Origin of the sequence: Luteimonas sp. 100069, assembly GCF_003813845.1 — a bacterium.
In the GTDB taxonomy this organism is placed as follows: Bacteria; Pseudomonadota; Gammaproteobacteria; order Xanthomonadales; family Xanthomonadaceae; genus Luteimonas; species Luteimonas chenhongjianii.
Genome location: NZ_RPFN01000008.1, coordinates 31257 through 55613 on the forward strand (window position 1 = coordinate 31257; position 24357 = coordinate 55613).

The 24357-nt window shown below is 68.1% G+C and carries 21 protein-coding genes; 11 read left to right on the forward strand and 10 right to left on the reverse strand.

The features are described 5' to 3' along the window. The first annotated feature begins 81 nt into the window (after window positions 1–81). Window positions 82–804: an rRNA pseudouridine synthase gene (locus tag EGK76_RS14530; protein WP_123833091.1), complete on the forward strand. Its 723-nt coding sequence runs from the start codon at window positions 82–84 to the stop codon at window positions 802–804. 94 nt (window positions 805–898) lie between these two features. Here EGK76_RS14530 and EGK76_RS14535 read toward each other — a convergent pair whose 3' ends face one another. Further along, window positions 899–1099 (reverse strand): hypothetical protein, encoded by a 201-nt coding sequence (locus tag EGK76_RS14535; protein ID WP_123833092.1) that lies wholly within the window; start codon window positions 1097–1099, stop codon window positions 899–901. A 136-nt stretch (window positions 1100–1235) separates the two neighbouring features. On the opposite strand from EGK76_RS14535, the gene trmY reads away from it, so the two are divergent. After that, window positions 1236–1829 carry a tRNA (pseudouridine(54)-N(1))-methyltransferase TrmY gene (trmY, locus tag EGK76_RS14540; protein ID WP_096298101.1) on the forward strand — a complete coding sequence of 198 codons (594 nt, stop codon included), beginning with the start codon at window positions 1236–1238 and terminating at the stop codon, window positions 1827–1829. 46 nt (window positions 1830–1875) lie between these two features. Here trmY and EGK76_RS14545 read toward each other — a convergent pair whose 3' ends face one another. Next, window positions 1876–2346, reverse strand: a complete 471-nt coding sequence (locus EGK76_RS14545) for a DUF1456 family protein (protein ID WP_096298099.1) — start codon at window positions 2344–2346, stop codon at window positions 1876–1878. A 141-nt stretch (window positions 2347–2487) separates the two neighbouring features. Then, entirely contained in the window at window positions 2488–3063 is a 576-nt protein-coding gene (locus tag EGK76_RS14550) for a lipocalin family protein (protein ID WP_123833093.1), read from the reverse strand. A 156-nt stretch (window positions 3064–3219) separates the two neighbouring features. On the opposite strand from EGK76_RS14550, the gene EGK76_RS14555 reads away from it, so the two are divergent. The 6 genes from EGK76_RS14555 to EGK76_RS15445 all read left to right on the forward strand — a co-directional run bounded on the left by EGK76_RS14555 (window position 3220) and on the right by EGK76_RS15445 (window position 8063). Then, complete coding sequence (locus EGK76_RS14555; protein ID WP_123833094.1) at window positions 3220–3699, forward strand: VOC family protein; 480 nt, start codon at window positions 3220–3222, stop codon at window positions 3697–3699. 144 nt (window positions 3700–3843) lie between these two features. Further along, on the forward strand, window positions 3844–4995 hold the full coding sequence (locus EGK76_RS14560; RefSeq protein ID WP_123833095.1) for an SPFH domain-containing protein: 1152 nt from the start codon (window positions 3844–3846) through the stop codon (window positions 4993–4995). Between the two features lie 14 nt (window positions 4996–5009). Next, window positions 5010–6326, forward strand: coding sequence for a TFIIB-type zinc ribbon-containing protein (locus tag EGK76_RS14565; protein ID WP_123833096.1), 1317 nt, complete (start codon window positions 5010–5012; stop codon window positions 6324–6326). Continuing rightward, entirely contained in the window at window positions 6323–6613 is a 291-nt protein-coding gene (locus EGK76_RS14570; protein ID WP_096298092.1) for a hypothetical protein, read from the forward strand. Before EGK76_RS14565 ends, EGK76_RS14570 begins: the two co-directional genes overlap by 4 nt. Before the next feature lie 123 nt (window positions 6614–6736). Further along, the gene (locus EGK76_RS14575) at window positions 6737–7639 is read left to right on the forward strand and encodes a CHAD domain-containing protein (protein ID WP_158613511.1); all 903 of its coding nucleotides are present in this window, start codon (window positions 6737–6739) and stop codon (window positions 7637–7639) included. Between the two features lie 109 nt (window positions 7640–7748). Next, entirely contained in the window at window positions 7749–8063 is a 315-nt protein-coding gene (locus EGK76_RS15445) for an HPF/RaiA family ribosome-associated protein (protein ID WP_157745367.1), read from the forward strand. A gap of 606 nt (window positions 8064–8669) precedes the next feature. Here the strand turns inward: EGK76_RS15445 and EGK76_RS14585 are convergent. Next, window positions 8670–10481 carry a YbhB/YbcL family Raf kinase inhibitor-like protein gene (locus tag EGK76_RS14585; RefSeq protein WP_199730927.1) on the reverse strand — a complete coding sequence of 604 codons (1812 nt, stop codon included), beginning with the start codon at window positions 10479–10481 and terminating at the stop codon, window positions 8670–8672. Window positions 10482–10776: 295 nt separating this feature from the next. On the opposite strand from EGK76_RS14585, the gene EGK76_RS14590 reads away from it, so the two are divergent. Further along, on the forward strand, window positions 10777–12648 hold the full coding sequence (locus tag EGK76_RS14590; RefSeq protein ID WP_158613512.1) for a glycerophosphodiester phosphodiesterase family protein: 1872 nt from the start codon (window positions 10777–10779) through the stop codon (window positions 12646–12648). Window positions 12649–13091: 443 nt separating this feature from the next. Continuing rightward, on the forward strand, window positions 13092–13997 hold the full coding sequence (locus EGK76_RS14595) for a DUF4344 domain-containing metallopeptidase (RefSeq protein WP_233580327.1): 906 nt from the start codon (window positions 13092–13094) through the stop codon (window positions 13995–13997). A gap of 115 nt (window positions 13998–14112) precedes the next feature. On the opposite strand, the gene EGK76_RS14600 is transcribed toward EGK76_RS14595, so the two are convergent. The 6 genes from EGK76_RS14600 to EGK76_RS14625 all read right to left on the reverse strand — a co-directional run bounded on the left by EGK76_RS14600 (window position 14113) and on the right by EGK76_RS14625 (window position 23258). Then, a complete protein-coding gene (locus tag EGK76_RS14600) occupies window positions 14113–15648 on the reverse strand; it encodes a tryptophan halogenase family protein (RefSeq protein ID WP_123833099.1) in 1536 nt (511 codons plus the stop codon). Window positions 15649–15660: 12 nt separating this feature from the next. Next, on the reverse strand, window positions 15661–16662 hold the full coding sequence (locus tag EGK76_RS14605) for a cupin-like domain-containing protein (protein WP_096300479.1): 1002 nt from the start codon (window positions 16660–16662) through the stop codon (window positions 15661–15663). A 25-nt stretch (window positions 16663–16687) separates the two neighbouring features. Continuing rightward, complete coding sequence (locus EGK76_RS14610) at window positions 16688–17443, reverse strand: SapC family protein (protein WP_096298080.1); 756 nt, start codon at window positions 17441–17443, stop codon at window positions 16688–16690. A 147-nt stretch (window positions 17444–17590) separates the two neighbouring features. Beyond that, window positions 17591–20737, reverse strand: a complete 3147-nt coding sequence (locus EGK76_RS14615) for a TonB-dependent receptor (RefSeq protein ID WP_096298079.1) — start codon at window positions 20735–20737, stop codon at window positions 17591–17593. 558 nt (window positions 20738–21295) lie between these two features. Then, window positions 21296–21736 (reverse strand): DNA methylase, encoded by a 441-nt coding sequence (locus EGK76_RS14620; RefSeq protein ID WP_096298077.1) that lies wholly within the window; start codon window positions 21734–21736, stop codon window positions 21296–21298. Window positions 21737–22157: 421 nt separating this feature from the next. Next, window positions 22158–23258, reverse strand: a complete 1101-nt coding sequence (locus EGK76_RS14625) for a Gfo/Idh/MocA family oxidoreductase (RefSeq protein WP_123833100.1) — start codon at window positions 23256–23258, stop codon at window positions 22158–22160. A gap of 395 nt (window positions 23259–23653) precedes the next feature. Here EGK76_RS14625 and EGK76_RS14630 point away from each other — a divergent pair, with 395 nt between their 5' ends. Next, window positions 23654–24094, forward strand: coding sequence for an FKBP-type peptidyl-prolyl cis-trans isomerase (locus tag EGK76_RS14630; protein WP_096298073.1), 441 nt, complete (start codon window positions 23654–23656; stop codon window positions 24092–24094). The last annotated feature ends 263 nt before the right edge of the window (window positions 24095–24357 follow it).

A 24357-nucleotide genomic window follows, 5' to 3' on the forward strand; every position in this document is an offset into this window, starting at 1 on the left:
CGCGTCGTTTTGCCGAGGAGAATGCGGGGCGCCCGGGTCCAGTCTCGCTACACTGCCCAGCCCACGCCGCCGAACTTCTCCATGTCAGAACCCGTCCGCCTCGCCAAGCGCCTCGCCGAACTTGTCCAGTGCTCGCGCACCGAAGCCGAGCAGTACATCAAGGGCGGATGGGTGACCGTCGATGGCCGGGTGGTCGAACTGCCGCAGCACATGGTGACCACCGAGGTGGTGGAACTCGATCCGGCAGCGCGCCTGGCCGCCGTGGAGCCGGCGACGATCCTGCTGCACAAGCCGGCCGGTTATGACGCCATCAGTGGTCCGAAGATGGCGGCAGGCCTGGTGGTGCCTGCGTCGCGCTGGGACGAGGACCCGTCAGGCGTGCGCCTGCTCGAACGTCATTTCCAGCGACTGACGCCGCTGATGCCGCTCGACAACGAGGCCACCGGCCTGATGGTGTTCTCGCAGGATGGCCGCGTCTGGCGTCGGCTGACCGAGGACCGCGACGAGATCGAGCAGGAATTCGTCGTCGAGGTCAGCGGCGAGATCGCGCCCTACGGCCTGCGCAAGCTCGCCCATGGTCTGCAGTACGGCGGTCGCGACATGCCGCCGTGCAAGGTCAGCTGGCAGAACGAGGTGCGCCTGCGGTTCGCGATCAAGGGCGTCCAGGGCGGCCAGTTGCGGCACATGTGCGCGCAGGTGGGGCTCGAGGTGGTCGCGATCCGGCGCATCCGCATCGGCAAGGTCCCGCTTGCGAAGATGCCGGTGGGTACCTGGCGCTATCTGCCGGCCGGCGAGCGCTTCTGAGGCTGCTGCGACCGCGCTTCTGAGTCCCGCCCGGCCTGACCGGGCCAGGCCGACCGGAATCCCGGGCCGACCGGCAATCGCTGTCGCCGCCCGCTCAACCGTAATAGTCGACGCCGATCAGTGTGCAGATTTCCTGTTCGTTGTAGCCGTGGAAGCGACGCCCGCGCGTGGTGTGCTGGCGTGCGAAGAGCTTGCCGTTGGCCTGGTTGCGCTCGCGCTTTTCCTGCACAAGCCACTTCGCGTAGTCGTGGATGAGGTTCCGCTCCCGGGTGGGGTCGCGCTTCAATCGGGCCATCGTCTGCATTCTCGTCGGCTGCGGTCCCGGCGCCAGCGCCGGATATGCGGCGCACAGGATACGCGGCGCTGGCGTTTGCGGGGACAATGGGCCGCCCGCGCGCGATGTCGCGCGCTCGCGGATGACCGGAACACGCATGAGAACCTTCGTACTGCGGGCGCGCGCCGCGCCCACCGACAGCCAGGCCCTGCTGGCATCCATCGGCAAGGACGCCCACAGCGAGATCCTCGCCCATACGCTGATGAACGCCGTGTTCGTGGCGCAGTCGCACCGGCGCGACGTCATCGTTTACCTGGTGCTCGAAAGCACGCGCGATTTCTCGCGCACGGTCCGTTTCGAGGTCGACGCGATGCGCGATATCGGCGGCTTCGACGAACGCGCCCTGCTCGGCAAGATCGCCGCCGCGCTCGATGCGTCGCGGGGCATGGCCAAGGACGAGACGCGCGAAGTGGAACCGGGCGTGGAAGTGCGCACGACGAGTTTCGAGCGCCTGGTGCAGGGCCTGGCAGCGGACCACCAGCTGTTCCTCATGGACCCCAAGGGCACGCCGATCCGCGAGCAGACGTTCGCCGACAACCCCTGTTTCCTGCTCACCGACCATATTCCGATGCCGAAGAAGGCGGTACCGGGCCTGGAGCGGATGGGCGCGAAGAAGATCGCGCTGGGCCCGCAGATGCTGTTCGCATCGCAATGCGTGGTGCTGATCCATTACGAACTGGACCAGCGCTGAGCCGGCACTCCGCAGCTCCGACGGACCGCAGGGCGGGACGACCGAATCAGGCGCCGCGCACCCGCATCGTCAGGCCCTTGAGGAAATTGCGCAGCAACTGGTCGCCACAGGGGCGGAAGTTGCGGTGTCCGGCCTGCCGGAAGAGTGCCGACATCTCCGGCTTGGAGATCGGAAAGCCGGCGTCGGCGAAGATCGCGTGCATGTCGACATCGGTGAGCTCGAACGCCACGCGGAGTTTCTTCAGCACCACGTTGTTGCTGATACGCGCCTCCACCGGCCGCGGCGGCTGGCGGTCGTCGCGGCCGCGACGCTGCACGATCAGGCCGTCGAGCACGTGGGCCAGCACCGCATCGCTGCAGGGCACATGGCCGGGCTCGTCCTCCTTGAGCAGCAGGGCGGGCACCTGCTCCTTCTCCAGCGGGAACGCGGGATCGGCCAGGTGGGCCAGATCGACCAGTTTCTGGTCGCTCAGGTCGAGCATGTAGCGGATGCTGCGCAGGACGTCGTTGTTGATCATCGAAAGCCGGGTTGCGGAACGGGAGCTGCAGTCTAGCGGCGCGGCGGCGCCGGGGACGGATCCGCCGCGGAAATCGCAGCAGATACGCGCCTGCGATGGCGACCGACGGCGGCTCCCGCTCCGGGCCGCCGTACCGACCCATCAACTGTCGACGTCTTCCGCCTGCGACCGCTGCGGCGTATCGACCAGCCTGTCGACGGGGTAGCCCATCGCGCGCGCCTGCTCGATGAGCCGGGCGCGCACGTCCGGATCGAGCTGCGGCGTGCGCGACAGGATCCACAGGTATTTCCTATCGGGGGCCCCGACCATCGCCCAGCGGTATTGGGACTCGTCGAGCGCGATCACCCAGTAGTCGCCCCAGACCATCGGCAACCACGAGAGCCATCGTGGTGCGAAGCGGACCTCCAGCGTGGCGCTGTGACCGCCGACTTTCCGCGCGACGCCGCGGGCCTCGTTGAAGCTGCCATCGGCCCTGCGGCAACGGTTCAACACCGCCACCGTGCCGTCGGCCTCCAGGCTGTAGTGCGCGGTGGTGTCGCCGACGCACTTGCGCTGGAAGAACATCGGCAGGTGCGCCTGCTCGTACCAGGTGCCGGCGTAGCGCTCGAGATCCACTTCGGCAACCGGCACGTTGGGCAGCGCAGGCGGCGCGGCGCCGGCGCTTGCGGCGGCAGACAGGCCGGCGACGACAAGCAGATGGGCGATGGGAAGACGCATGGGCCGCTCCGGCAAAAGCCGATTGTCCGGGCGACGCGCGTACGCGTGGTGTGAGACGTCGCCGCGCCGCCCATCAGACGACCCGATCCGGCCGGCCCGCTACGCGGCTTTAACCGCCCTGCCCGCCTACTGCCGGCACCGCTCGGGAGCACCCACATGACCGTCAGGAACACCATCTGCCTCTGGTACGACGGCGGCGCCCTGGACGCCGCGACCTTCTACGCACAGACCTTTCCCGACAGCGCCGTCGGCGCTACCCATCGCGCACCCGGCGACTTCCCGTCCGGCCGACAGGGCGACGTCCTGACGGTCGAGTTCACGGTGATGGGCATCCCCTGCCTTGGCCTCAACGGCGGGCCAGCGCACCGCCACAGCGAGGCATTTTCCTTCCAGATATCGACCGAGGATCAGGCCGAGACCGACCGCCTGTGGAATGCGATCGTCGGCAACGGCGGCCAGGAAAGCGACTGCGGCTGGTGCAGGGACCGTTGGGGACTGTCCTGGCAGATCACGCCGCGCGCGCTGATCGAAGCGATCTGCGACCCCGACCCCGCCGCCGCGAAACGCGCCTTCGACGCGATGATGACCATGCGCAGGATCGACATCGCGGCGATCGAGGCAGCCAGACGCGGCTGATCCGGACCGCGTGAGAACCATGCTGCGGAGGCGGAGCCGGCCGGCGCTACCTGCGCGCACCGTCTGCGATTCGCTTACGCCCCCAGCGGTATAGTCCGGCGCTGTCGGGTACGTTGCCCGTCCACGAAGTGCAGGGAGTTTGTCATGGGTCTCGTACAGGCGGTGGCGGGTGCGGTCGGCGGGGTGCTGGCCGACCAGTGGAAGGATTTCTATACGGTGCCGGCGGGGCTGCCGCCCACGGCAGCGCTGTTCGCGGCCGTACCGCAGAACACCAATTCCGGCCGCGGCTCCAACACCCGCGCCTCGTCGAACATCATCACCAACGGATCGAAGATCGTGGTGCCGGAAGGCTACGGCCTGCTGCTGCTCCAGGACGGGGCGATCACCGCGTTCGTCGCCGAGCCCGGCGGCTACGAATGGCGCTCCGACGACATCAACTCGCAGTCGGTCTTCGCCGGCGACGGCATCGTCAGCCCGCTGATCCGGCAGAGCTGGGAGCGCTTCAAGTTCGGCGGCCAGCCGGGCTCGCAGCAGGCGGCGTTCTTCGTCTCGCTCAAGGAGCTGCCCGACAACCGTTTCGGCACGCAATCGGAGATCTACTGGGACGACGGCTTCCTCGGCACCCAGGTCGGTGCCATCACGCGCGGCTCCTACACGCTGAAGATCGTCGACCCGATCCTGTTCGTGAAGAACTTCGTGCCGGCGCGTTATCTCGCCCCCGGGCAGGTTTTCGACTTCACCGACATCGACAACGCCGCGGCCAGCCAGCTCTTCAATGAAGTGGTCGGGTCGCTGGCACCAGCCTTCAGCCTGTACACGAACGATCCCGGCAAGGGCAATCGCATCACGAAGCTGCAGCAGGATTCGCTGGGCTTCGCGCAGAGCCTGTCGGCGGCGGTCGAGCAGGCCTACCACTGGAAGGCCGACCGCGGCCTGGCCATCGTCAAGACGGCGATCGTCTCGATCGAGTACGACGCGAACACGCGCGAACTGCTCAAAACCGTCCAGCGCGCCGATGCGCTGGCCGGGACGCGCGGCAACTCCAACCTGCAGGCCAGCGTGGCCCAGGGCATGCAGTCCGCGGGCGAGCACAGCGGCGCCGCCGGGCTGGTTGGCCTGGGCATGGCCTCGGGCATGGCCGGCGGGATCGGCAGCCTGCAGCAACCGGCGACGCCTGCTGCGCCGGCGGCGGACGATCCGGTCGCCAGGCTCAAGCAGGCCAAGGAAATGCTCGATCTCGGCCTGATCACCCAGGACGACTACGACGCGCTCAAGGCGAAGGCGCTGGGCCTCTGACCGGACGCCCACCCATGTCCGATCCCAAGCCGCCACCCCCGGCGCCGGCCCGTCCCGTGGACGGGCCGGGCTCGCCCCACGACGTGCCGCCCCTGCCCGGCACGTTTCCGGTCGATCCGCAGACCCTGCCCGGCCCGATCCGTGACGAGCTGGAAGCACCCGATCCGGTCGCCATCGACACCGCGTCCGAGGAACTCAAGGACGGGCTCAACCGATGCCCCAAGTGCGGGGGCACCGACATCCGCCAGCGCCCCGGCACCGACGTGCTGGTCTGCCTGTACTGCCGCAACGAGTGGCATGGGGAGCGGGCCGAGGAGGCGTTCGGCTTCGGCGAGGGCCTCGACAGCCTCACCGGCACCGTCATGGCCTCGGGTGCGCGCGACATCGATGCCGACGCCGCCAGCCTGATGAGCTTCAAATGCCCCGCCTGCGGCGCGGAAGTAACGATCAATACCGAGAACGCGATGACGGCGCGCTGCCACTGGTGCCGGCACGTCTTCGGCCTCAACGAGCAGGTCGCCAATGGCGCGGTCCCCGATGCGGTGCTGCCCTTCCACATCCGCAAGGAGGATGCGGTCGCGCGCATCCGCCAGTTCGTCGACAAGCGCCGCCTGTTCGCGCTCAAGGCGTTCAAGGAACAGTTCACGCCCGAGAACGTCGTCGGCGTCTACCTGCCCTACATGGTCGTCGATGGCCGGGCGAGCGCGGCCGTGGCCGGCAAGGGCGAGATCAAGACGCGCGAATACACCCGCACCCAGGGCAAGGACAAGACCACGTACTACGACGCGGATGTCTACCAGGTCGAGCGGCGCGTGGACTTCACCGTCGACGACCTGCCGCTGGAATCCTCGAGCGAGCGCGGCCATTTCGATATCCGGGTCAACACCAACAACATCATCAACACCATCCTGCCGTTCGACACCAAGAATGCGGTGAAGTGGAACGCCTCCTATCTCGCCGGCTTCACCTCCGAGAAGCGCGACAGTGACATCGAGCAGCTGCGGCCGCGGCTGGAAGACCAGTTGCTGTCGATCGCCCGCGCGCAGGTCGAAGGGTCCATTCGCCGCTACGACCGCGGCGTGCGCTGGGAACAGGAACAGCTGGACGTGCACGGCACGCGCTGGGTATCGATGTACCTGCCGGTCTGGCTGTATTCCTTCCACCAGCCGGGCAAGAACGGGGGCCTGCTGCACTACATCGCGGTGAACGGCCGCACCGGCGAAACCATGGGCAGTGTGCCGGTGCAGCAGTGGAAGCTGCTGCTGGCCGCGCTCACCGTGGGTACGTTCCTCGAAGGCCTCGCCATCACCTATCTGGCGACCATGTCATGAACGATGAAAGTGCACTGGTACTGCTCGCCGGCCCGATCGGCGCGACCGCGCTGTACTGGGCCCTGTACCGCTACTACCGCAATACCGACAAGTCGCATGCGTTCGAGCGCGAAACCACGGTCGAGGCCAAGCCCGTGACCGGTTCGGACCGCAAGGTCGGCACCGTCACCGGCACGCGGGCGCGACGCATTGCCGGCGACAACTCAGGCGCCTACCGGGCGCGGGTGCAGCGCATCCGCAATCCGGGTCAGACCGGGGCGGCGCCGAGCGCCGAGGACGTGCGCTAGCCCTCGGCGTCGCCACCGGCTGCGCTCGATGCAGCCGCGGCCGGCCGCCCAGGCGCCCGCGAGCACCCCGCGCGCTCACGCTGCCGGTGGTAGATCTGTGCATCCGCGATCCGGAGGTGTGCCGTGGCTTACCGCGTCAAACACAAGGATTCCGAGGCCACGGCGTCGCTCCGCCGCATCGCCCGCGACCAGGTCACCGCCGCACTGCGCAGCATCGACCACGCCAATGACGACACCGCGTCCGCCATCCATGAGGTGCGCAGGCGCTGCAAGAAGATCCGCGCCCTGCTCCGGCTGGTCCGGCCATCGTTCGATGGCTACCGCGACGAGAATGCGGCCTTCCGCGACATCGCGGCGACACTCGGACCGATGCGCGATGCCGACATCCTGATCGCGGCCTTCGACCAAGTCGTCGGCGCTGCCGGCGCGGAGGGAACCGGCGCGCCGGACCCGATTCGCGCGCAGCTCCACGCGCGCCGCGAGGAACTCGAACACGAGGCAGACAGCCAGGCGCTGCTGCAGGACGCTCGCGAAGCACTGACCGCGGCGCTGCAACGCATCGAACACTGGCAGCTCTCACGCACGGGATTCGGCGCGTTCGAAGCCGGGCTCGAGTCGACATATCGCCGCGGGCGCAAGGCGATGCGCACGGCCTGCCGGAATGGAGAAGACGCAGCCTTCCACGCGTGGCGCAAGCGCTGCAAGGAGCACGGATTCCATCTGCGCCTGCTGCGACCGATCTGGCCCGGCCCCATGCGCGCCGAGCACGACTGCGCCTCCGAGCTCGGCGAGCTGCTCGGCCTGCACCATGACTTCGCGGTACTCGCGTCGCGTCTGCGGGCGATGCCCGGCATCGACCCGGCCATGGCCGAAGCGTTGTCCGATCGCATCGCGACGCAGCAAGAGGAACTCGCCAGCCGTGCCTGTTCGCTCGGCGCGCGCCTGTACGCACTGCCACCTGCTGCATTGGCGAAGAGCTGGCGCCGTCGCCATGCTGCCTGGCGGCGCGATCCGGATCCGTGCTGAACACCGGTTGCGATCGAGTGCGCCGAACTGGAGCCCGCTTCACGCAAACGGTGCAGCACGGATCGTTAGGCTGGTTCCACGCAATCGTTCACAACGCAGGAGTCACGCTTTGAAGATCCAGTTGAACACCGACAACCATATCGATGGCAGCGATGCACTGGAGTCGCGGGTCAACGCGATGCTGGAGCAGCACCTGGGGCGCTTCTTCCCGCGCCTGAGTCGGCTTGAGGTGTTTCTGTCCGATCACAATTCCACCAAAGGTGGCCCCAGTGATCGTCGCTGCGCTCTGGAAGCACGCATGCAGAACGACGATCCGATCGGCGCGAGCCATGACGATGAAAATACGGAGAAGGCGATCCGCGGCGCCTGCGACAAGCTCAAGGCACAACTCGAGTCACGCATCGAGAAGCAGCGCGGATACTGAGCGCGCCGCGCGCAAGCGCGTCCTGATCGCGCCACTGCATCATTCAAGTGACAGCGAGGCCAGCACGCGATGCGATGCCGGCTCGCCCCCACCAAAGGCCCCGCACATGCGGGGCCTTTGGTCTTGTGGGCAGCGGTCAGGAGTGGACCAGCGATTTTTCGCTGGACCTGCCGCCGCAGCAGCAAGCTTCCCGAACCCCGGCAGTGGGGTCAGTCACGCGCTGAAGACAGCGCCGCCCAGTGCCGTGACCTGCCGGTGCTCCCTCAAGGACCTTGGCGTTCTGCGGCTTACTGCGCGACGAAAAACGCCCGAATCCGGGAGATCGGACCTGCGCTCTCGATCCGACGAACGCCCGGACATTCACCAGTGCGAGGTCCGTGGCATTGGCGGCCACCGCGCTTCCAATCGGATTGACGGCCCGCCGCGCTGCCCGTCCAGAACTGAGTACTGTCGCCTCCGGCGTACCGACGCCGACATCCCCACACTCGACGCGCAGGTCGATCCGCGCGCCGGAGTCGGAATTTCGAGCGACCCCGGAGGTAGAGGACGCAACGCAGCGGGAGGCCGGGCGACCGCCGCTCGCGCCCGGCGGTCGCCCGGTCCGGCTCACTCTTCCGGCGCGGCGAAAGTCCCGATCACGCGCGCCTTGCCGATCACGTGTCCGCGCATGGCCTCGAGCACGGTGTCGCGGTCCGCGCCGGGGGCCACGTCGAGCGGCGCATCCAGCGCGAACACCTGGAAGTGATAGTGATGCACGCCGGTGCCCGGCGGCGGCTTGGGTCCGAAATATCCAGTCGAGCCATAGCTGTTGCGGCCCTGGCGCAGGTCTTCGGGCTCGGTCAGCCGCGGATGGGTGACCAGGCCTTCCGGCAGCGACGTGATCTGGCCCGGCATGTTCCAGGCCACCCAATGCACGAACGGCTTGGGCATCTCCGCATCGGGATCCTCCATTACCAGCGCATACGACTGCGCGCCCTCGACGGCCGACCAGCGCAGCGGCGGCGAGACCCCTTCGCCGTATTCGCTGTAACGCAGCGGAATGGCCTGGCCATCGGCGAACGCCTCCGTTTGCAACGACGACGACGCCCCACCCCGCTGCCCGGTCTCGGGCCGATCGAACGCCAGCGGCACGCCATGCCCCTGCCTGGCCTGCCGCTCCATCGGACCAGCGGGGACCGGCGCAGGCGGTTGATTCTGGCGCCCGGCGCGCTGGGTACCGCCGTTGTAGGCGATGCGATAGATCATGCCGTTGCCGTCGTCGCTCATCAGCAGGGCGCCGTCCGGCATCACCGCCAGTCCAACCGGCCGCGCGATCTGCGCATTGCCGCCATCGACGAGAAATCCGCTGGCGAAGGATTCGATCGCCTTCGGCTCACCACGCTCGAAGCGTACCCTCGCCACCTCGTAGCCTGCTGCAGGCTTCCGGTTCCACGAGCCGCGCATCGCGACAAAGGCGTCGCCCTGGTATTCGGCCGGGAACGATGCGCCCTGATAGAAGGCCATCTGCATCGGCGCGGCATGCGCGGTGTAGCCCATGACCATCGGCACGCTCAGGTCGCGCCACTGCGCCTTGGTGATGCCCCCCGGCGGCGTGGTCTGCGGATGCAGGCCGCCGTCGGCGAACACGTGCGGCCAGCCATACTGCTTGCCCATTTCGATGCGATTGAGCTCTTCGGGATGCTGCTCGTCGCCGAGGCTGTCGATGTTGTGGTCCATGCCCCACAACTCGCCGGTGACGGGCTGCCAACCGAATCCGATCGTGTTGCGCAGACCGCTGGCGAAAATGCTGCGCGAGCTGCCATCGGGCTTCATGCGGAGAATCGTCGCGTGCTCTGGATTCGTTTCGTTGCAGGCGTTGCAGGTGGAACCGACGCTGAGGTAGAGCATGCCGTCGGGGCCGAACGCGAGCGTGCGGTTGGGATGCTGGCCACCATCGGGCAGATCGTCCACCAGCAGTTCCAGCTCGCCCAGCGTGCCGTCGGGCTGGATGGGCGCCCGCAGCAGTTCCTTGACCGTCACCACATACAGATGGTCGCCGTGCACGGCGAGGCCATGCGCCTGCGGACGGTGCAGCACCTGCGTCGGCGCGCCGTCTGCGCGGCCGTCGCCGTCGGCATCGTGCAGCAACAGCACATCGCCCTGCTCGCGTCGCGACACGTAGATGTGGCCCGCCGGGTGCACGGCCAGGATCCGCGGATTCAGCAGCCCGGAGGCGAATACGCCGATCTCGAAGCCTTCCGGCAGCTTGATCTGCTGCAGATGCGCGGGCGTGGGCTCGAGTGGACCGGGCTTGAACACCGTGTTGCGTGCCGCGGTATCGGTTCCGTCGGCCTGCTGGGCAAACGCGGGCGTGGCGCCGGCCAGCAGGCCGACGATCGCGATGGAGAGAAAACACGGGCGGAATCTGCGCGCTGACATCATGTCGTTGCCTCGGAACGCCTGGAGGAACCGGCACGCTAGGGGCGCAAACGTGGTGCCAGCGCGAAGTCGTCGACCGGCCCGGTGTTTCCTGGCGCGCTGCACGGGCGCCGGCAGCGCTTTCAGCCTGCTTCCGCGCAAAACGCAAGCACGTCGATCCGCAGCACGCGGCGGGATGGCGGACCGGGGTATGCACGCCCGACCCGCTGGAGCGGGCGCCGCTGGCCCGCTGCGGCCTGCGGTGAGCTGCCGCCCTTTTTCGCGACGTCGCCCGGCCGCTGTCTACACTGCCGCGATGCGGAACGGCATCGAACACGAAGGCAGCCCCGATCCCGGACACCGGGCACTCAGCGACGACCGTCAGCTGTTGCGAGGCGTCCTGGCCCACGACATGCGCCGCGACGTGCGCCGCCACCTGCGCCCGATGCTCGCCTGGTATCTGCTGTTCACAGGCTTCGCCACGGTGGCCGCGGCGCCGCTCACGACCTGGTCGCTCGCCGCACTGCTGCATTGGATCGAACAACCGCTGGCGGGTGAATTCGACGGCCTCGCCGGCCTTGTGCTGGCACTCGTCTGGCTGATGCTCGCAGGTGCGTTTTCATGGTTCGTAGTCTCGCTGCAGCAGGCCGGAATGCTGCTGGTCTCGGCGAGCCACGGATGCCGCTATCGCATCGCGGCGGCTGCGCTGCGCGGCATGTTGCGACGCGCCGGACCACTGGCAGCGCTTGCGGCCTGCCAGGTCATCGCGCATGCGCTGCTGGCGCTGCCATGGCTGTGCATCGGTGGCGCGCTCTACATCCGGCTGCTGGGCGGACTGGACCCCTATTACGTGATCAGCGCGCGTCCGCCTGCCCTCTGGTGGTTCCTCCTGGCCTTCGGTCCCGTGCTCGCAATGGGCCTGGCGCTGCATGCGACGCTCTACTTCCGCTGGTTGCTCGCGACGCCCGCGCTCGTGCTCGAGGGACGATCGCCACTGGCTGCACTGGCGCGCAGCCGCGACCTCACCCGTGGTCGCCACCTGCGGATCGCGATGCTGGTGGTCGGCGTCGCACTGGGCGTCGCGGCGATGCCCCTGCTCGTCAACGAACTCTACGCCCGCGCGGCCACACCGCTGCTCGACTGGCTGCCGGACTCCCGGCTGCTGGTGAATGCCGGCATGGTCGTCTACCTCACGGTCCATGCCGCCACGGTACTCGGCGCGCTCTTTCTGGGCACCACCGCCAATGCGCTGCTGGTGCGCGCGCTCTTCCTGCGTCTGGGCGGTCAGCGCGGGACGCGCAGCGTCGATGCGGCGCCGGCCCGGCCGGCGCGCTTCGTGTGGGCCGCCGAAGCAGCCTTCCTGGTTGTCGCGGTGGTACAGGCGGCGCTCGCGGTGGCAACCATGAACCTGCGTAGCGAGCCCACCATCACCGCGCACCGCGGTGCCTCCACGGTGGCACCGGAGAACACCCTCGCCGCGTTCCAGGCCGCCATCGATGCCGGCGCGGATGCGATCGAGTTCGACGTGCGGCTGAGCGCCGACGGACAGGTGGTCGTTTTCCACGACAGCGACTTCCGCCGCGTGGCCGGCGACCCGCGTGCAGTGGAGCAGATGCGCCTGGCCGACATGCGCGACGTCGACATCGGCAGCTGGTTCGACCCGGCGTTTGCCGGCGAACGCATCGCCACCCTGGGCGAAGCGCTTGCCTTCATCGACGGGCGCGCGATGGCACTGGTCGAGCTCAAGCCGGACGCCCGCAATGCCCAGGCGCTGCTCGACGCGACGCTGGCGGAAGTCGCGCGCAGCGATGAGCCGGACCGCGTGATGCTCGCCTCGCTCTCACCCGACCTGGTACGCGCGGCACGCGCCGCAGCACCACAGGTGCAGGTCGCGCTGTTCGCCAATGCCGCGCTACCGGGCACGGCCCGGCGAACCGATTTCGACATGCTCGGCCTCAACCACCTGCAACTCGACTCCGGCGCGGTCGCCGATGCACGCCGCCGCGGATACCGGCTGCAGGCCTGGACCGTCGACGATCCGGTCCGCATGGCCCGTTACCTGGATCTGGGCGTCGACGACATCAGCACCAACCTTCCGGCCGAGGCGGTGAGGGTCCGCGATGACCGCGCCGCGTTGAACGACGCCGAGCGTCTGCTCGCCCGATTGCGCAGCTGGTTCCGCCGCTGACGGAGGGCTCCGCCGCTGCGCGGACGCCCGCATTCTGCGCGCGAACGCGAAAGGCTGTGCCCGACGCATCGGTGCCGCTGCCCCGTCCTTGCGCGCAACGACGCGTGGCTTCGGCAAGCCCGGAGCGACCACGGCACCCTGACCGCAACGTGGTCGAGGGGCGCGTAGTCCGCGCACTTCGACGCGGTGCGTACCGCGAACGGCAGCGCTGGCCGCGATGCCTGCGCGTCGCGCACACTTGCAGCCCCTGCCGCCCGTCGTCGGTCGCGTCCCTGCCCGTCATGCATCCGACCCACCGCATCCGCTGCGCACCTGCGCTCCGCGTCCGCGCAATGCAGGCGCGGGCCTGCGTTGCCGTGCTTGCGCTCGCGGGCGCGCTGCTCGGTGCGGGCTGCGCGAGTACGCAGCTCCCAGCACAACGCGCGGCTTCGGCAACTGCGCCCGTGGATACACCCGGGCGTTCCGGTGGCTTGTCGCGCCTGATGCCCGGCAGCCCGACAAACGCCGTGGGCGCGATCCGGTTCGTCGGCCCGCCGTTCGAGTACCACTACGCAGTCCCGCAGTCCCCGGAACTTCGGGAGATCTACCTGCGCGTGCGCGAGGCCGACCTGTTGCGGTATCTGCCCGAACTCCAGGCGATCGACGGCGTGTTCGCCCTGCCGCGCCGGCTGCGTTACGTCACCGCCGAATGCGGCGAGTCCGGCGCCTTCTACCGTCCGGCCGACGCGGACGTGGTGCTGTGCTACGAGACCCTGCGCACGCTGTACGAGCGCGGGCAGCACCACCAGCGCTTCCTCGGAAGCGACGACGATCATCCACTGCGCTATGTCCGCGCCAATGTGCGCTTCATCGTCCTGCACGAAACCGGGCATGCGCTCGTGGATCTGCTCGATCTTCCGGTCACCGGCCGCCAGGAGGATGCGGTGGACCAGCTCGCGGCCATCCTGATGCTGCATTTCGCCGACCTCGACGAAACCACCGAGCAGGTAACCGGCAATCTGCGTCTGGCCGCGAACTGGATGCTCTCCGACAGCACCGGTGCCTACGATTTGCATGCCTATGCGGACGAGCACGCGCTCGCCGAACAACGCTTCTTCAACCTGCAATGCCTGATCTACGGCACCGATCCCGCGCGCTTCGCCAGCATCATCGACGCCGGCGATCTCACCGCCGCCCGCGCCCGTGGCTGCGTACGCGAGACGCAGCGCCTGGAGCGGGCCTGGCTGCATCTGCTGCTGCCTCATGTCGCATCGGAACACGCGATGTCCGAAGCGGAGGCGCTCCACTACCTGCGACAGCGCAATACCAGGCCAGCGCCTGGCCCGCTACCGACGCCAAAGATCCCGTGAGCCATCGGCGGCGACCACGGGCGTCGCTCCATATCCCCGCACACAGTGCCCAGTCCCTGAACCGGGCGCATGAAACATCGCGCCCGAGGCCTCTCCGGAAGGGCCCAAGCCAGCACTAGGCCGGCGCCGGCATCCCTGCACTCCATACCCCGGGACCGGCCTTGCAATAGGACGCGATGAACGTCTGCTGCGAAGGCATCCCCGCGGCCGCGTGTGCGATCTGCGCGCGGATGCCAGCGAGCAGTTGTCGCAGGGCATCGTCGCCCAGCCCCCGCACCAGCGGATGCGGGGGACCCGGCTGCACGCCCTGCCCCATCAGCACATGCGCCCAGGAATCGACCCGGAACAGTTCGTCGCCGAGCTGCCAGGCATGCGCGCGATCGCGCCATGCGCGCAGGCGCTGCTCCAGCGAGGCCGGGAGTTCCATTTCCCGGCACTCCGCCCACATCGGCCCGTCGCGTCGGGTGGCGTGGTAGTGCAGGATCACGAAGTCCCGCACGTGCTCTGCCTCCGCGCGGCCGAGGTCGTTGAACCGATCGACCAGCGCGGGCGAGATGCCCTCGAACGGAAACAGCTGGATCAGGCGCACGATCGCGCTCATGGTCAGGTGCAGGCTGGTGGACTCCAGGGGCTCGACGAAGCCGCTCGTCAGGCCAAGCGCCACCACGTTGCGGTTCCAGGTCCGGAGCCGACGCCCCGTACGGAACGGCACCAGCCTCGGCTCCCTGAGCGGCCGCGACTCCATGTCGTGCATCAGGCGCGCCTGGGCCTCGTCGTCGGACAGGTAGCGGCTGCAGTACACAAGGCCGTTGCCGACCCGATGCTGCAGCGGAATCTGCCAGCGCCAGCCGGCCTCGTGCGCGATCGCACGCGTGTACGGCACCGGCCCGCCCGCTGACTCCGTCTGCACGGCGATCGCACGGTCGCAGGGCAGCCAGTGGCTCCAGTCCTCGTAGCCGGTCTCCAGGGCCTGCTCGATCAGCAGCCCGCGAAAGCCGGTGCAGTCGATGAACAGATCACCCTCGAGCCGCCGGCCGTCATCCAGTACCACGGCCGCGACGTCGCCGCTGTGCGCATGCCGCTCGACCTCGCCGATCTTGCCCTCGACCCGCACCAGCCCGTGGCGCTCCGCAATCCCGCGCAGGAACCGCGCGTACAAGCCGGCGTCCAGATGGTAGGCGTAGTTGACCTGGGGCCGGGTGTCCAGCGAGAACCGGTCCGCCAGCGCGGCGACACCCTCGAGGCAGAAGTCCGCCAACGTCGATGGCGGCATTCCGCGGCGCCGGCTGTCGAGCCAGAAATGGTGGAACGGCGTGGCCCAGGTGCCCTGCCCGGCCGGCCCGAAGGGATGCAGATAGCGATCGCCCGGCTGACCCCAACCTTCGAACGAGATCGACAGCTTGAACGTGCCTGCGACCGCGCGCAGGAATTCCTGCTCGTCGATCTGCAGGAAGCGGTGGAAGTTGCGGATCGGCGGCACCGTCGACTCGCCGACGCCGATGGTGCCGATCTGGTCGGATTCCACCAGGGTGATGTCGAGCAGGTCGCGGAACTGGTGGGCCAGTGCGCAGCCGGCCAGCCAGCCGGCCGTGCCTCCACCGGCGATCACCACCTTGCGGATCCGTCCCGGTGCCGCGTGTGCTGTATCCATCGATCGATCCCCTCAGCGGTTGAGCCAACCGATCAGACGCGCGCGGATGCGGCGCGCAAGCGTCTCGTCGATGGGCCCCAGAATGTCGCGCGCCTGCACGGGCAGGTGTTCCCCCGCCCGCGTGCCCGGCCCGAAGACGTAGTACTCGAACACGCCGGCCCAGGCGCGCTTCTCGCGCTCGGGCAGGTCGCGCAGGGTCCACAGCGCATGGTGGAGCGCGGGCAGCGGCGAGGCGAGGTAGGCCGGCGAGCGGCGCCACCAGTAGTTCACCAGCACGTTGAATGGCGCGAGGCTGCGCACGTGATGCCACCACATGCCGGGGATGTAGATCGCATCGCCGGGTTCCAGCAGCGCGGTCTGCGCCATCGCCAGCGCATCGCGAAAGCGCGGATGGCGCTCGAAATCGGGCTCGTCGAAATCGACCAGACTGACCACCTGTCCGCCCGGGGTGGGATCGAGCGGACCGGGGTAGAGGTTGTCGATCTGATCTGGCGGGAACACGGTGAAGCGGCGCTGGCCCACGGCGCAGACGGCAATGTTCTCGGGCGCATCGAAGTGGCAGGACGCGACCACCCGGTTGCCGATCCAGATACTGGGAGGCGCGCCGATCCCCAGCGCCGCCAGGTCGAGGTCGTTCTCGTCGCTGAAGCCCGGCAGGGCGGCGGCCAGGGCCAGCGACGCGACGTAGTACGTGGGCGGTACGGCATCGTCGAGGTGGTCCTCGATCGAACGCAGCACGTCGTCCAGGCCGCCGCGTCGCACTTCGAAATTCAAAGCGGTGAAATCGTCGTTGTAGAACGGACGCCCGCCGATCGAGGGGTCACCGTACGAGTACTGCAGGGGTCGGCCGGCGTCGAAGCGGCGCAGATGCGCCATCGCCTCGGCGCTCGAGTCCAGGCCCGCACGCACCAGGCCCCAGTCCCGGGCCACGCCCTTGAGCAGCACGGGCGTGCCTTCGGCGAGCAGTTCGTCGAGCGGCAGCGCATCGGCGCGGCAACCGTGGATGGTGCGCATCGGCGCGGGCACCGCGCTCACGCGCTCAGCCCCGGCCAAGGGGCGGAGCCGCGTCCTGCGCGCGCAGGCGGCGTTGCTTCTCCGCCATCAGGCGGCGCACGTTGTGCAGCGAGGCAAGCACCAGGTATGCCCCTTCCAGGTAGCCGGCGCGGTTCAGGCGTTCAAGCGAGGGACCGTCGAGCGCGGCCAGCGCCTCGCGATCGATCCCGTGCAGTCCACTGACGTCGATCCGGTGCTGGGCGTCGAGTTCCACCGCAAGCGTGAGCGGCTGGATCAGACCCAGCGCATCGAAGGCGGCGAACATGTCCGTGGCGAACTGGGTGCCATCGCGGATGCCGCGAAGCACGCCTGCGATGTGTTCGAGGTAGGGGCTGTTGCCGCCTTGCGGCAGGAATACCGCCTCGCCCTGCGCGTTCTGGACACGCGGGTGATCCAGATCGACGTGGATCACCGGTTCCTGACGGAGCTCGCCATCGACCACCTGCTCCTGGAAGCCGATCAGGAACGGACCCTTGGCCGCAGCGCCCGGTAGGTAGGATGCATTCCAGCGGCCGTCGCGCAGGAACAGGTTCTCCCGTTGTTCGAATCCCAGCAATGCCACCGAGCCCCACTGACCATCCGTGTCGCGACGGAAGAAGATCGGATATTCGCGCTGCAGCTCGGCGTATTCGCTGGGATAGGCCGGCACCATTCCCACGTCGTCGCCGAACTCGGGGCCGAAACCGGTGGCGACGCGCAGATCCCTGTGCGCCACGTTGTTGAGCAACTCGTAACGTCCCATCTCGTCTCCAGGCCCCGATAGCGCCGGCCGTCCCGGCACGATAGCAAGCAATGGCGGCACGCCGCCTGCCCGTACCCCCGTGCGCCGCACCGGGAACCGCTGCTCGCGCAGCGGCCCCCTTCACGACCTCCGGACCTCTACTTGCGGTCAGAACCGGTAGCGCACACCCAGCATGTAACGCGGGCTCTGGTCGACCAGCCGCACCATCTGCTCGTCGGTACGGGCATGCCAGCGCACGTCCTCGCCGGTGAGGTTGATTGCCTCGAACCCGAACGACCAGTGATCGTCCAGCGCGTAGTTCACGCTGAGATCCCACTGATCATAGGGCTCGACGTAGTAGGGATTGCGACTGCCTCCCTGGTTGGCGAGGATCAGGTACTCGTCGCGCCAGTTGTAGGCGAGGCGCACCGACCAGCCGAACTTTTCGTACATGAACACCGCATTGGCGGTATCGCTGAGACCGGTGAGCGAGAACTGGTCGATGCCGGGGTCCCCGGAGTTGTCGTAGCCCACGTCGCCCTTGACGATCGTGTAGTTGGCGAGGATGCCAAAGCCGGAGTCGGCGAAGAAGTACTGGCCGCCGATTTCCCAGCCGTGCAGTTTGGATGCGTTCTGATTGACCGGCCGGTTGACGTTGAACAGGTACAACGGATCGTCAGCCGCGCCGTAGACGTCGTACGCCGCCTCGAGTGCCAGGGCCTGGGCCGACGTGCCGTTGAACGCGCCCAGACCCGCGGGATCGTTGCGCAGCAGGGCCATCGCGCTGAACAGCGAGGTGTCATTGCCCGAACACGCCGCTGCATTCGCCGCCCCCACCTGTGCAACGCAGGCCGAGCTCTGCAGGAACGCCAACGCTGCCTGCGCATCGGGGCCGGAGGTCGGGTCTCTGAGGTCGTACAGCGACTCCTGCGAGATCGTGTTGCCGATGAAATTGTCGACAGACTTCCTCCAGTACGTCACCGCGAAGTAGCTCGCTTCGGCGAAATACCATTCGAGCGCCAGGTCGAGATTGTCCGATTCGAGCGGCTTGAGGGCCGGATTCTGCGAGTTGCCGCTGGCACGCGTCGAAGGATCCAGCAGCACCGAGCCGGAAGGTTGCTGCGCACCCGGTCCCGCATAGAGATTGCCGAATGGCGCACGCGCGATGCTCTTGCTGAAGGACGCGCGGCCCTTCAGCTGGTCGGTGAAATTGATGCTGAAGTCCAGGTTGGGCAGGATGTAGCTGTAGCTGGCGCTCTCGCTGAAAGGCTGGAGCTCGTCGGACAGGTCGATGCGGAAGTCGTTGTTGGACTGCCATTCGATCCGCTCCGGAATGGCGATGACCGACGTGGAGGTGACGTCCGTCGTCTCGTAGCGCACGCCGATGCGGGTATTGGTCGACATGCCGCCCAGTTCGCCTTGCAGGTCCACCTGCATGTACGCCGCGTGAGTCTTCTCCTCGACGCGGTTGTCGGCCGAGTTCTGCGGGCTGACGCCCAGACCGACGCCGTACTGCGCCGCCGCCCACTGGGCCAGCGCCCCCGCGTCACCGCGCCAGGCGGGAAAGCTGGAGATGCCGTAGTCGTCGAACAGGCCCACCAGGTTGAACGGCTGCAAAAGGTTCATCAGCCCGCCGGCCACATCGGAGTCGACGTTGGCCACGCTCCAGTCGCCCAGGGCGGAATACGCCTCGGCCGCCTGCAAGCGATGCATGGTGGACTTGCTGGTATCCACGCCGAATTGGAACCGGCCCTCCTCGAACATCCACTCGCCGTCGAGGCGTGCTGCCTTGATCTCGCTGATCTGCGTCTGCGCATTGATGCGCAGCACCTGGGATCCGATCTCGCCTGCAACGAAGCCTGGATTGACGACGCCGTTGGTCCCGGCGGCCGCGTCCGCGTCGGTCGGATACCAGATCTGGGTACCTACTGGCAGGCCTCGGTTGAAGACCAGTTCCTGCACCCAGCTGCCACCACAGTGCGGACCCGTGGTGCAGTTGTTGGTGCCGGCGATGCTCGCGAAGATCGCGCCGCCACCGGTCAACGGATCGTTGGGCCGGCTCTCGTTCTTGGAGTTGTGCGCATCGAACGTCAGCCGGAAATCGTCGTTGACATCCCATGCCGCGTTGAAGCCCAGCGAGCCGAGCTTGTATTTCTGCATGTTGCGCTGCTGTTCGAGGCCGAAATCCTTGATGCCGGCGATCTCGCGGATATAGACGGGCGTGGCTACCGCCCCCGAGGTGTCGAACTCGACGTTGGTGTAATTGCTGTTCTGCAACCACATGCCCTGCTCGCCGCGGTTCTCGGTGATCTCGTTGGTGGAATAGGTGTAGTCGAGGGTCAGCGTCACGGCATCGGTCGGTGCGAACTGCACCACCGCCTGGCCGTTGATGCGCTCGCGTTCGAAGTCGGCGAACGCGTAGCGCAGGTCGTTGGGGCGAGCGTAGAGCTCGCCGACCGCCGGCGCGTTCACCACTACCGGATTGCCCGGCATGGTGCCGGTCCAGGGCTGGATGTTCCAGTAGTTCTCGGTCGCCTGGACGGAGCCACCCTTGCGCTTCTGATAGCTGGCGCTCAGGCCCACGCCGAAGGTCTTGTCTGGATTGGTGTAGCTGAAGATGCCCGACAGTTCTGGCGTCAGGTCGTTGTCGAACGGCTGGCTGCGGTCGGACCCGACCTTGGCCCCGGCGCTCGCCACCACACCGGTGTGGTTGAACGGACGGTCGGTGAGGATGTTGATCGTCGCGCCGATGCCGCCGCTCGGCACATTGGCCTGGCTGGTCTTGTAGACCTCGATCCCGCTGACGGCTTCAGCCGCAAGCTGGGCGAAGTTGAATGCCCGCGTGCCGCCATCTACACCGCCGATGGCGACCTGCCCGGCTGCACCGAAGGCGTCGGCGCCGGGTATCTGGCGACCGTTGAGGGTGACCAGGTTGAACTGCGGCCCGAAGCCGCGCGCGGTGACCTGCGCGCCTTCGCCGTCGCGGCGCTCGATCGAGATGCCGGTGATGCGCTGCAGGGACTCTGCCAGGTTGGTGTCGGGAAACTTGCCGATGTCCTCGGCGCTGATCGCATCCACGATGCCGGGCGAATCGCGCTTGATGTCCATCGCCTGGGTGAGGCTGCTGCGCATCGCGTTGACCGTGATCGTGTCGAGATCCGTGGCCTCCGGCTGCGACGTCCGTGGCGAGGTCTGCGTCATGCCGCCGGCCTGCGGCTGTGGCGGATTCTGCGCGAAGGCGGGGTTGATGATCAGCACGCCGCCAACGAACGTGAACATCGCCGTCGACTTGAAACGCTTGAACTTCAGGTTCATTGGCTCTCTTCCTTAGCACCGAGATTCGAACGACCGCGAGCAGACGCTCCCGGCACTCATCACGCATCACCCCGCTGTTGGCGCCGACATGACGGCACCGCAGGGATCTTTCCTTCCAGCGTTCTCCTGAACCACACCGCCGTTGGCCCGTGCACGCGGCTTCGACGTCCCTCACCCCACGACGTACACCACCGCCTCCGACAGGGTCCGGGCGGTGTGCGAATGGCCGCACATGCCGTCCAGGACCCGCGGGCTGCCCCCTGAAGGACGCCGTGGTGATAGCGCTACCACTTCATGGCCGCAGGTTTATAGCGGTTCCGAGGGTTTGTCACTGTGCAATGCAACACGGCGTCTGCAGCTCCAGACATCGCCCGCGCACTTCCTGCCTGCCACGGGCCGACCGGCGACAGTGGCTGGCTGATCGGAAACCCTTTCGGGCAGCGCAGCCAGGGAAGACACCCGCAGCGCCAAGAAGACTGCGCCTCCGCGGTGCTTAGCGCTGGCGCCTAGAACGCGTCCGGCAAGCGCCAGGCCAAGTCGGCACGGCAACCAGGCGGATCATTCTGGCGGGAACAGGCCCGCCCCGGCCTCGCGCATGAAGATGCCCAGCGTCACCGGCCCCACGCCCTTGAAGGCGAGCAATCGCCGCTCGAAGCCCTCGCGTCCCCCGGCCTTCTCGGCGATGCCACTGATGCGCCCGTCGTAGTCGGCGATCAGCGTGCGGCACACCAGCGACAGCCGTGTCGCCGTGGATTCGTCGTAGCGCCGGTAGCCCCCCTCGCCCAGCATCCGCACAAGCCGGGCATGGCTGCAGGCGCCCAGCTTGCGCGGCGTGTCGTGGCCATGCACGTCCACGATGACGCGCCAGGTCTCCGCGGCGATGGCCTGCGAGATGCGGTTGCCGAACAGGAAGCTGGCGAGGAACCACTTGAACAGCGAGGACTCGTCGTGTGGATCGACCGCGAAGCCGAGGTCGGGTGGCGACAGCTGGCGACGCATGCGTGCACGTGCTCCGGGGATGCGTGGATGGCGAATCCTGCCGCCGAGGCCGCGCATGATGGCTGGCACAAGGGAAACGGCCGGTCAAAACTGCAGGCGCGCGGTGGCGAAGGAATGGATCCCGTCGAATGACGAACCTGCGATCGTTTCGGCCATGGTCGGTCGCCCTGGCACGGGCGCCTGGTCGGGGCCCGCTGCGGTGCGCCCCTTGCCGGGCCATCCGGCGGCCACCTGGCCCAGGTCATGGCGTGGCCGGACGCCCACGCGCCCGCAGTGCTCGTGCAATCGCCACCCGCCGCCGCGTCGCCGGTCCGGCCTCGACCGCCCAATCCAGGTCGGTGCGGCGAGGCATCGGGTAGCTGCCTGCATGGGTATCTGCGACGCGCCCCATGGACGTGTGCACCGCTGCGGCAGCTTCGACCTACCCGGCAATCCGCACGCGCTCGCCGCCGCTGCGTACCGACGCAAAGGCCGCATCAAGCACGCGCATGTCACGTAGGCCCTCCTCGCCCGGCGCACGCGGCGGCCGGGCTTCGAGGATGGCGAGCGCATCCTGGTCCATCTGTTCGGCCTGCATGCGCGGACTGGCGCCGAGCTGCGCGGTGAAGCGCGTACCGTCGCTGGCGCGGCCCACGTTGCCGTCGTAGGACTGGAACGGCGACAGCTCGTACCAGCCACGTTCGCAGTCGACGTGCAGGGTGTTGAGGTCGCGGCCGAAACTGGTCACGCATGCGGCGGTGATGTCGCCCGGGAACTCCAGCGTGAAGCGCATCGTCTCGTCGACGCCCTGGAAGATGTCGCGACGCGTGGTTTCGTCCCAGGCGCGCACGGCCACCGGCTCGAGGCCCGTGCTGTAGCGCGAGGCATTCACGCAGTAGACCCCCATGTCGTACATCGCGCCGCCGCCGCGCGCAGGGTCGAGGCGCCATGCGTCATCCGCGCCCTGGCGCCAGCCGAACCAGCCGGCATCCGCGCGCAGCTGCACGATGCCCCCGAACGGCTGCGTGCGCGCCATCTCCATGAAACGTCGCGAATTGGGCTCGTGCTGCATGCGGTAACCGATGGCCAGTTGCACGCGATTGTCGCGGCAGGCCCGGATCATAGCTTCGCCCTCGCCAGCATCCATCGCCATCGGTTTCTCGCACCAGACATGCTTGCCGGCGTTTGCCGCGGCCAGGGTCAGCGGTTTGTGCAGATGGTTGGGGGTGGCGATGTAGACGACGTCGATGTCGGGGTTGTCGGCGATGCGATGGATGTCGTCGTAGCCGTAGATGGCGGCATCGGGGACGCCGTAGGTTTCCTGCCATTTCGCGATCTTGTGCGGCGAGCCGGTGACCAGGCCGGCCAGGCGGCAGTGCCGGGTGAGCCGAAGTGCGGGCCCAAGCAGATCGGTGCTGTAGCCGCCCAGACCGACGAGGGCGACGCCGAGCCGACGCGCGGGGGTGGCCGCCGCGGTGCGGCGCGGCAATGCTGCTGCGGCGCCGGCGAGCGCCAGGGATTGCAGGGCGCGGCGGCGGGACATGCCGCTGGACCAGCGATTGGACTCCATGCCACCTCCGCTGCCATCAGGAGCGCCTGATCGTAGCAGCGTGGCCGAGATCGGATGCATCTGCGGAACGGCAGTCCTCCCATAGGTCCTCCTGGGCAACGGAGTCGGCGCCGTGGTGGCGTGCCCGCTTGCGTCGATGACTGGCGGCGATGCAGGGGGAGGCGGTGACTGGCACGGCCGTCGGATCCGCTTCCCGGGCGCGTCATCCGAACCCCGCATCGGATGAAGCCGCCCAGCGCGATGTCCATCACGCGCAGGTGCCCCATCCACCGGCCGACCAGGCATTATCTCAGGGCACCAGGTTGGTGGGGCCGCCACCGACACGCCGCGCCGGGGATATTCTTTGGCGCCCTGTCCCGGTGCCTCCCATGCGCGCTCGTCCCATCCGCCACGCCTTGGTCCTCTCCGCTCTGCTGCTCGCTGCCTGCGGCGGACCGCCGCCCTACACCGGCGGCGATGTCGACGCGTTGCAGCGGATCGACGTGACCGTCGGCGAAGGGACGCCAGCCGCCGCCGGTGATGAGGTCGCGGTGCACTACACCGGCTGGCTCTACGACCAGAACGCCGCCGACAAGCGCGGCGCGCAGTTCGACAGCTCCCACGATCGCGGCCAAGCCTTCGTGTTCGAACTCGGCGCCGGCCGCGTCATCCGGGGTTGGGACGAGGGCGTTGCCGGCATGCAGATCGGTGGAACGCGGGAGCTGCACATTCCCGCATGGCTTGGTTACGGCACGGGCGGCGCCGGCAAGGTGATCCCGCCCGGTGCGTCGCTGGTGTTCGAAGTGGAGTTGCTCGACATCAGGAAATAGGAAGCGATCGATACATGCCGAGCCTCCGGAGGCAGCGGTCGTCGGCGGCCAGATCGCCGAGGTGCCCGACGCATCCTGCGATGTCGTCGCCCAGCACCGCGCAACAGCGCTCGCCGACGGCCAATCCGGAGCCGCCGACCAAGGCCGGATTGGCCGAACGCGCCGTCGATGAGGTTCGGGAAGCCCCCGACACCGGATTCACACCCGCCCCCGGGTCTTCCGCGCAGCGCCTTCGGCTCGCCGCGTCAATTGGTTCTGGAGCG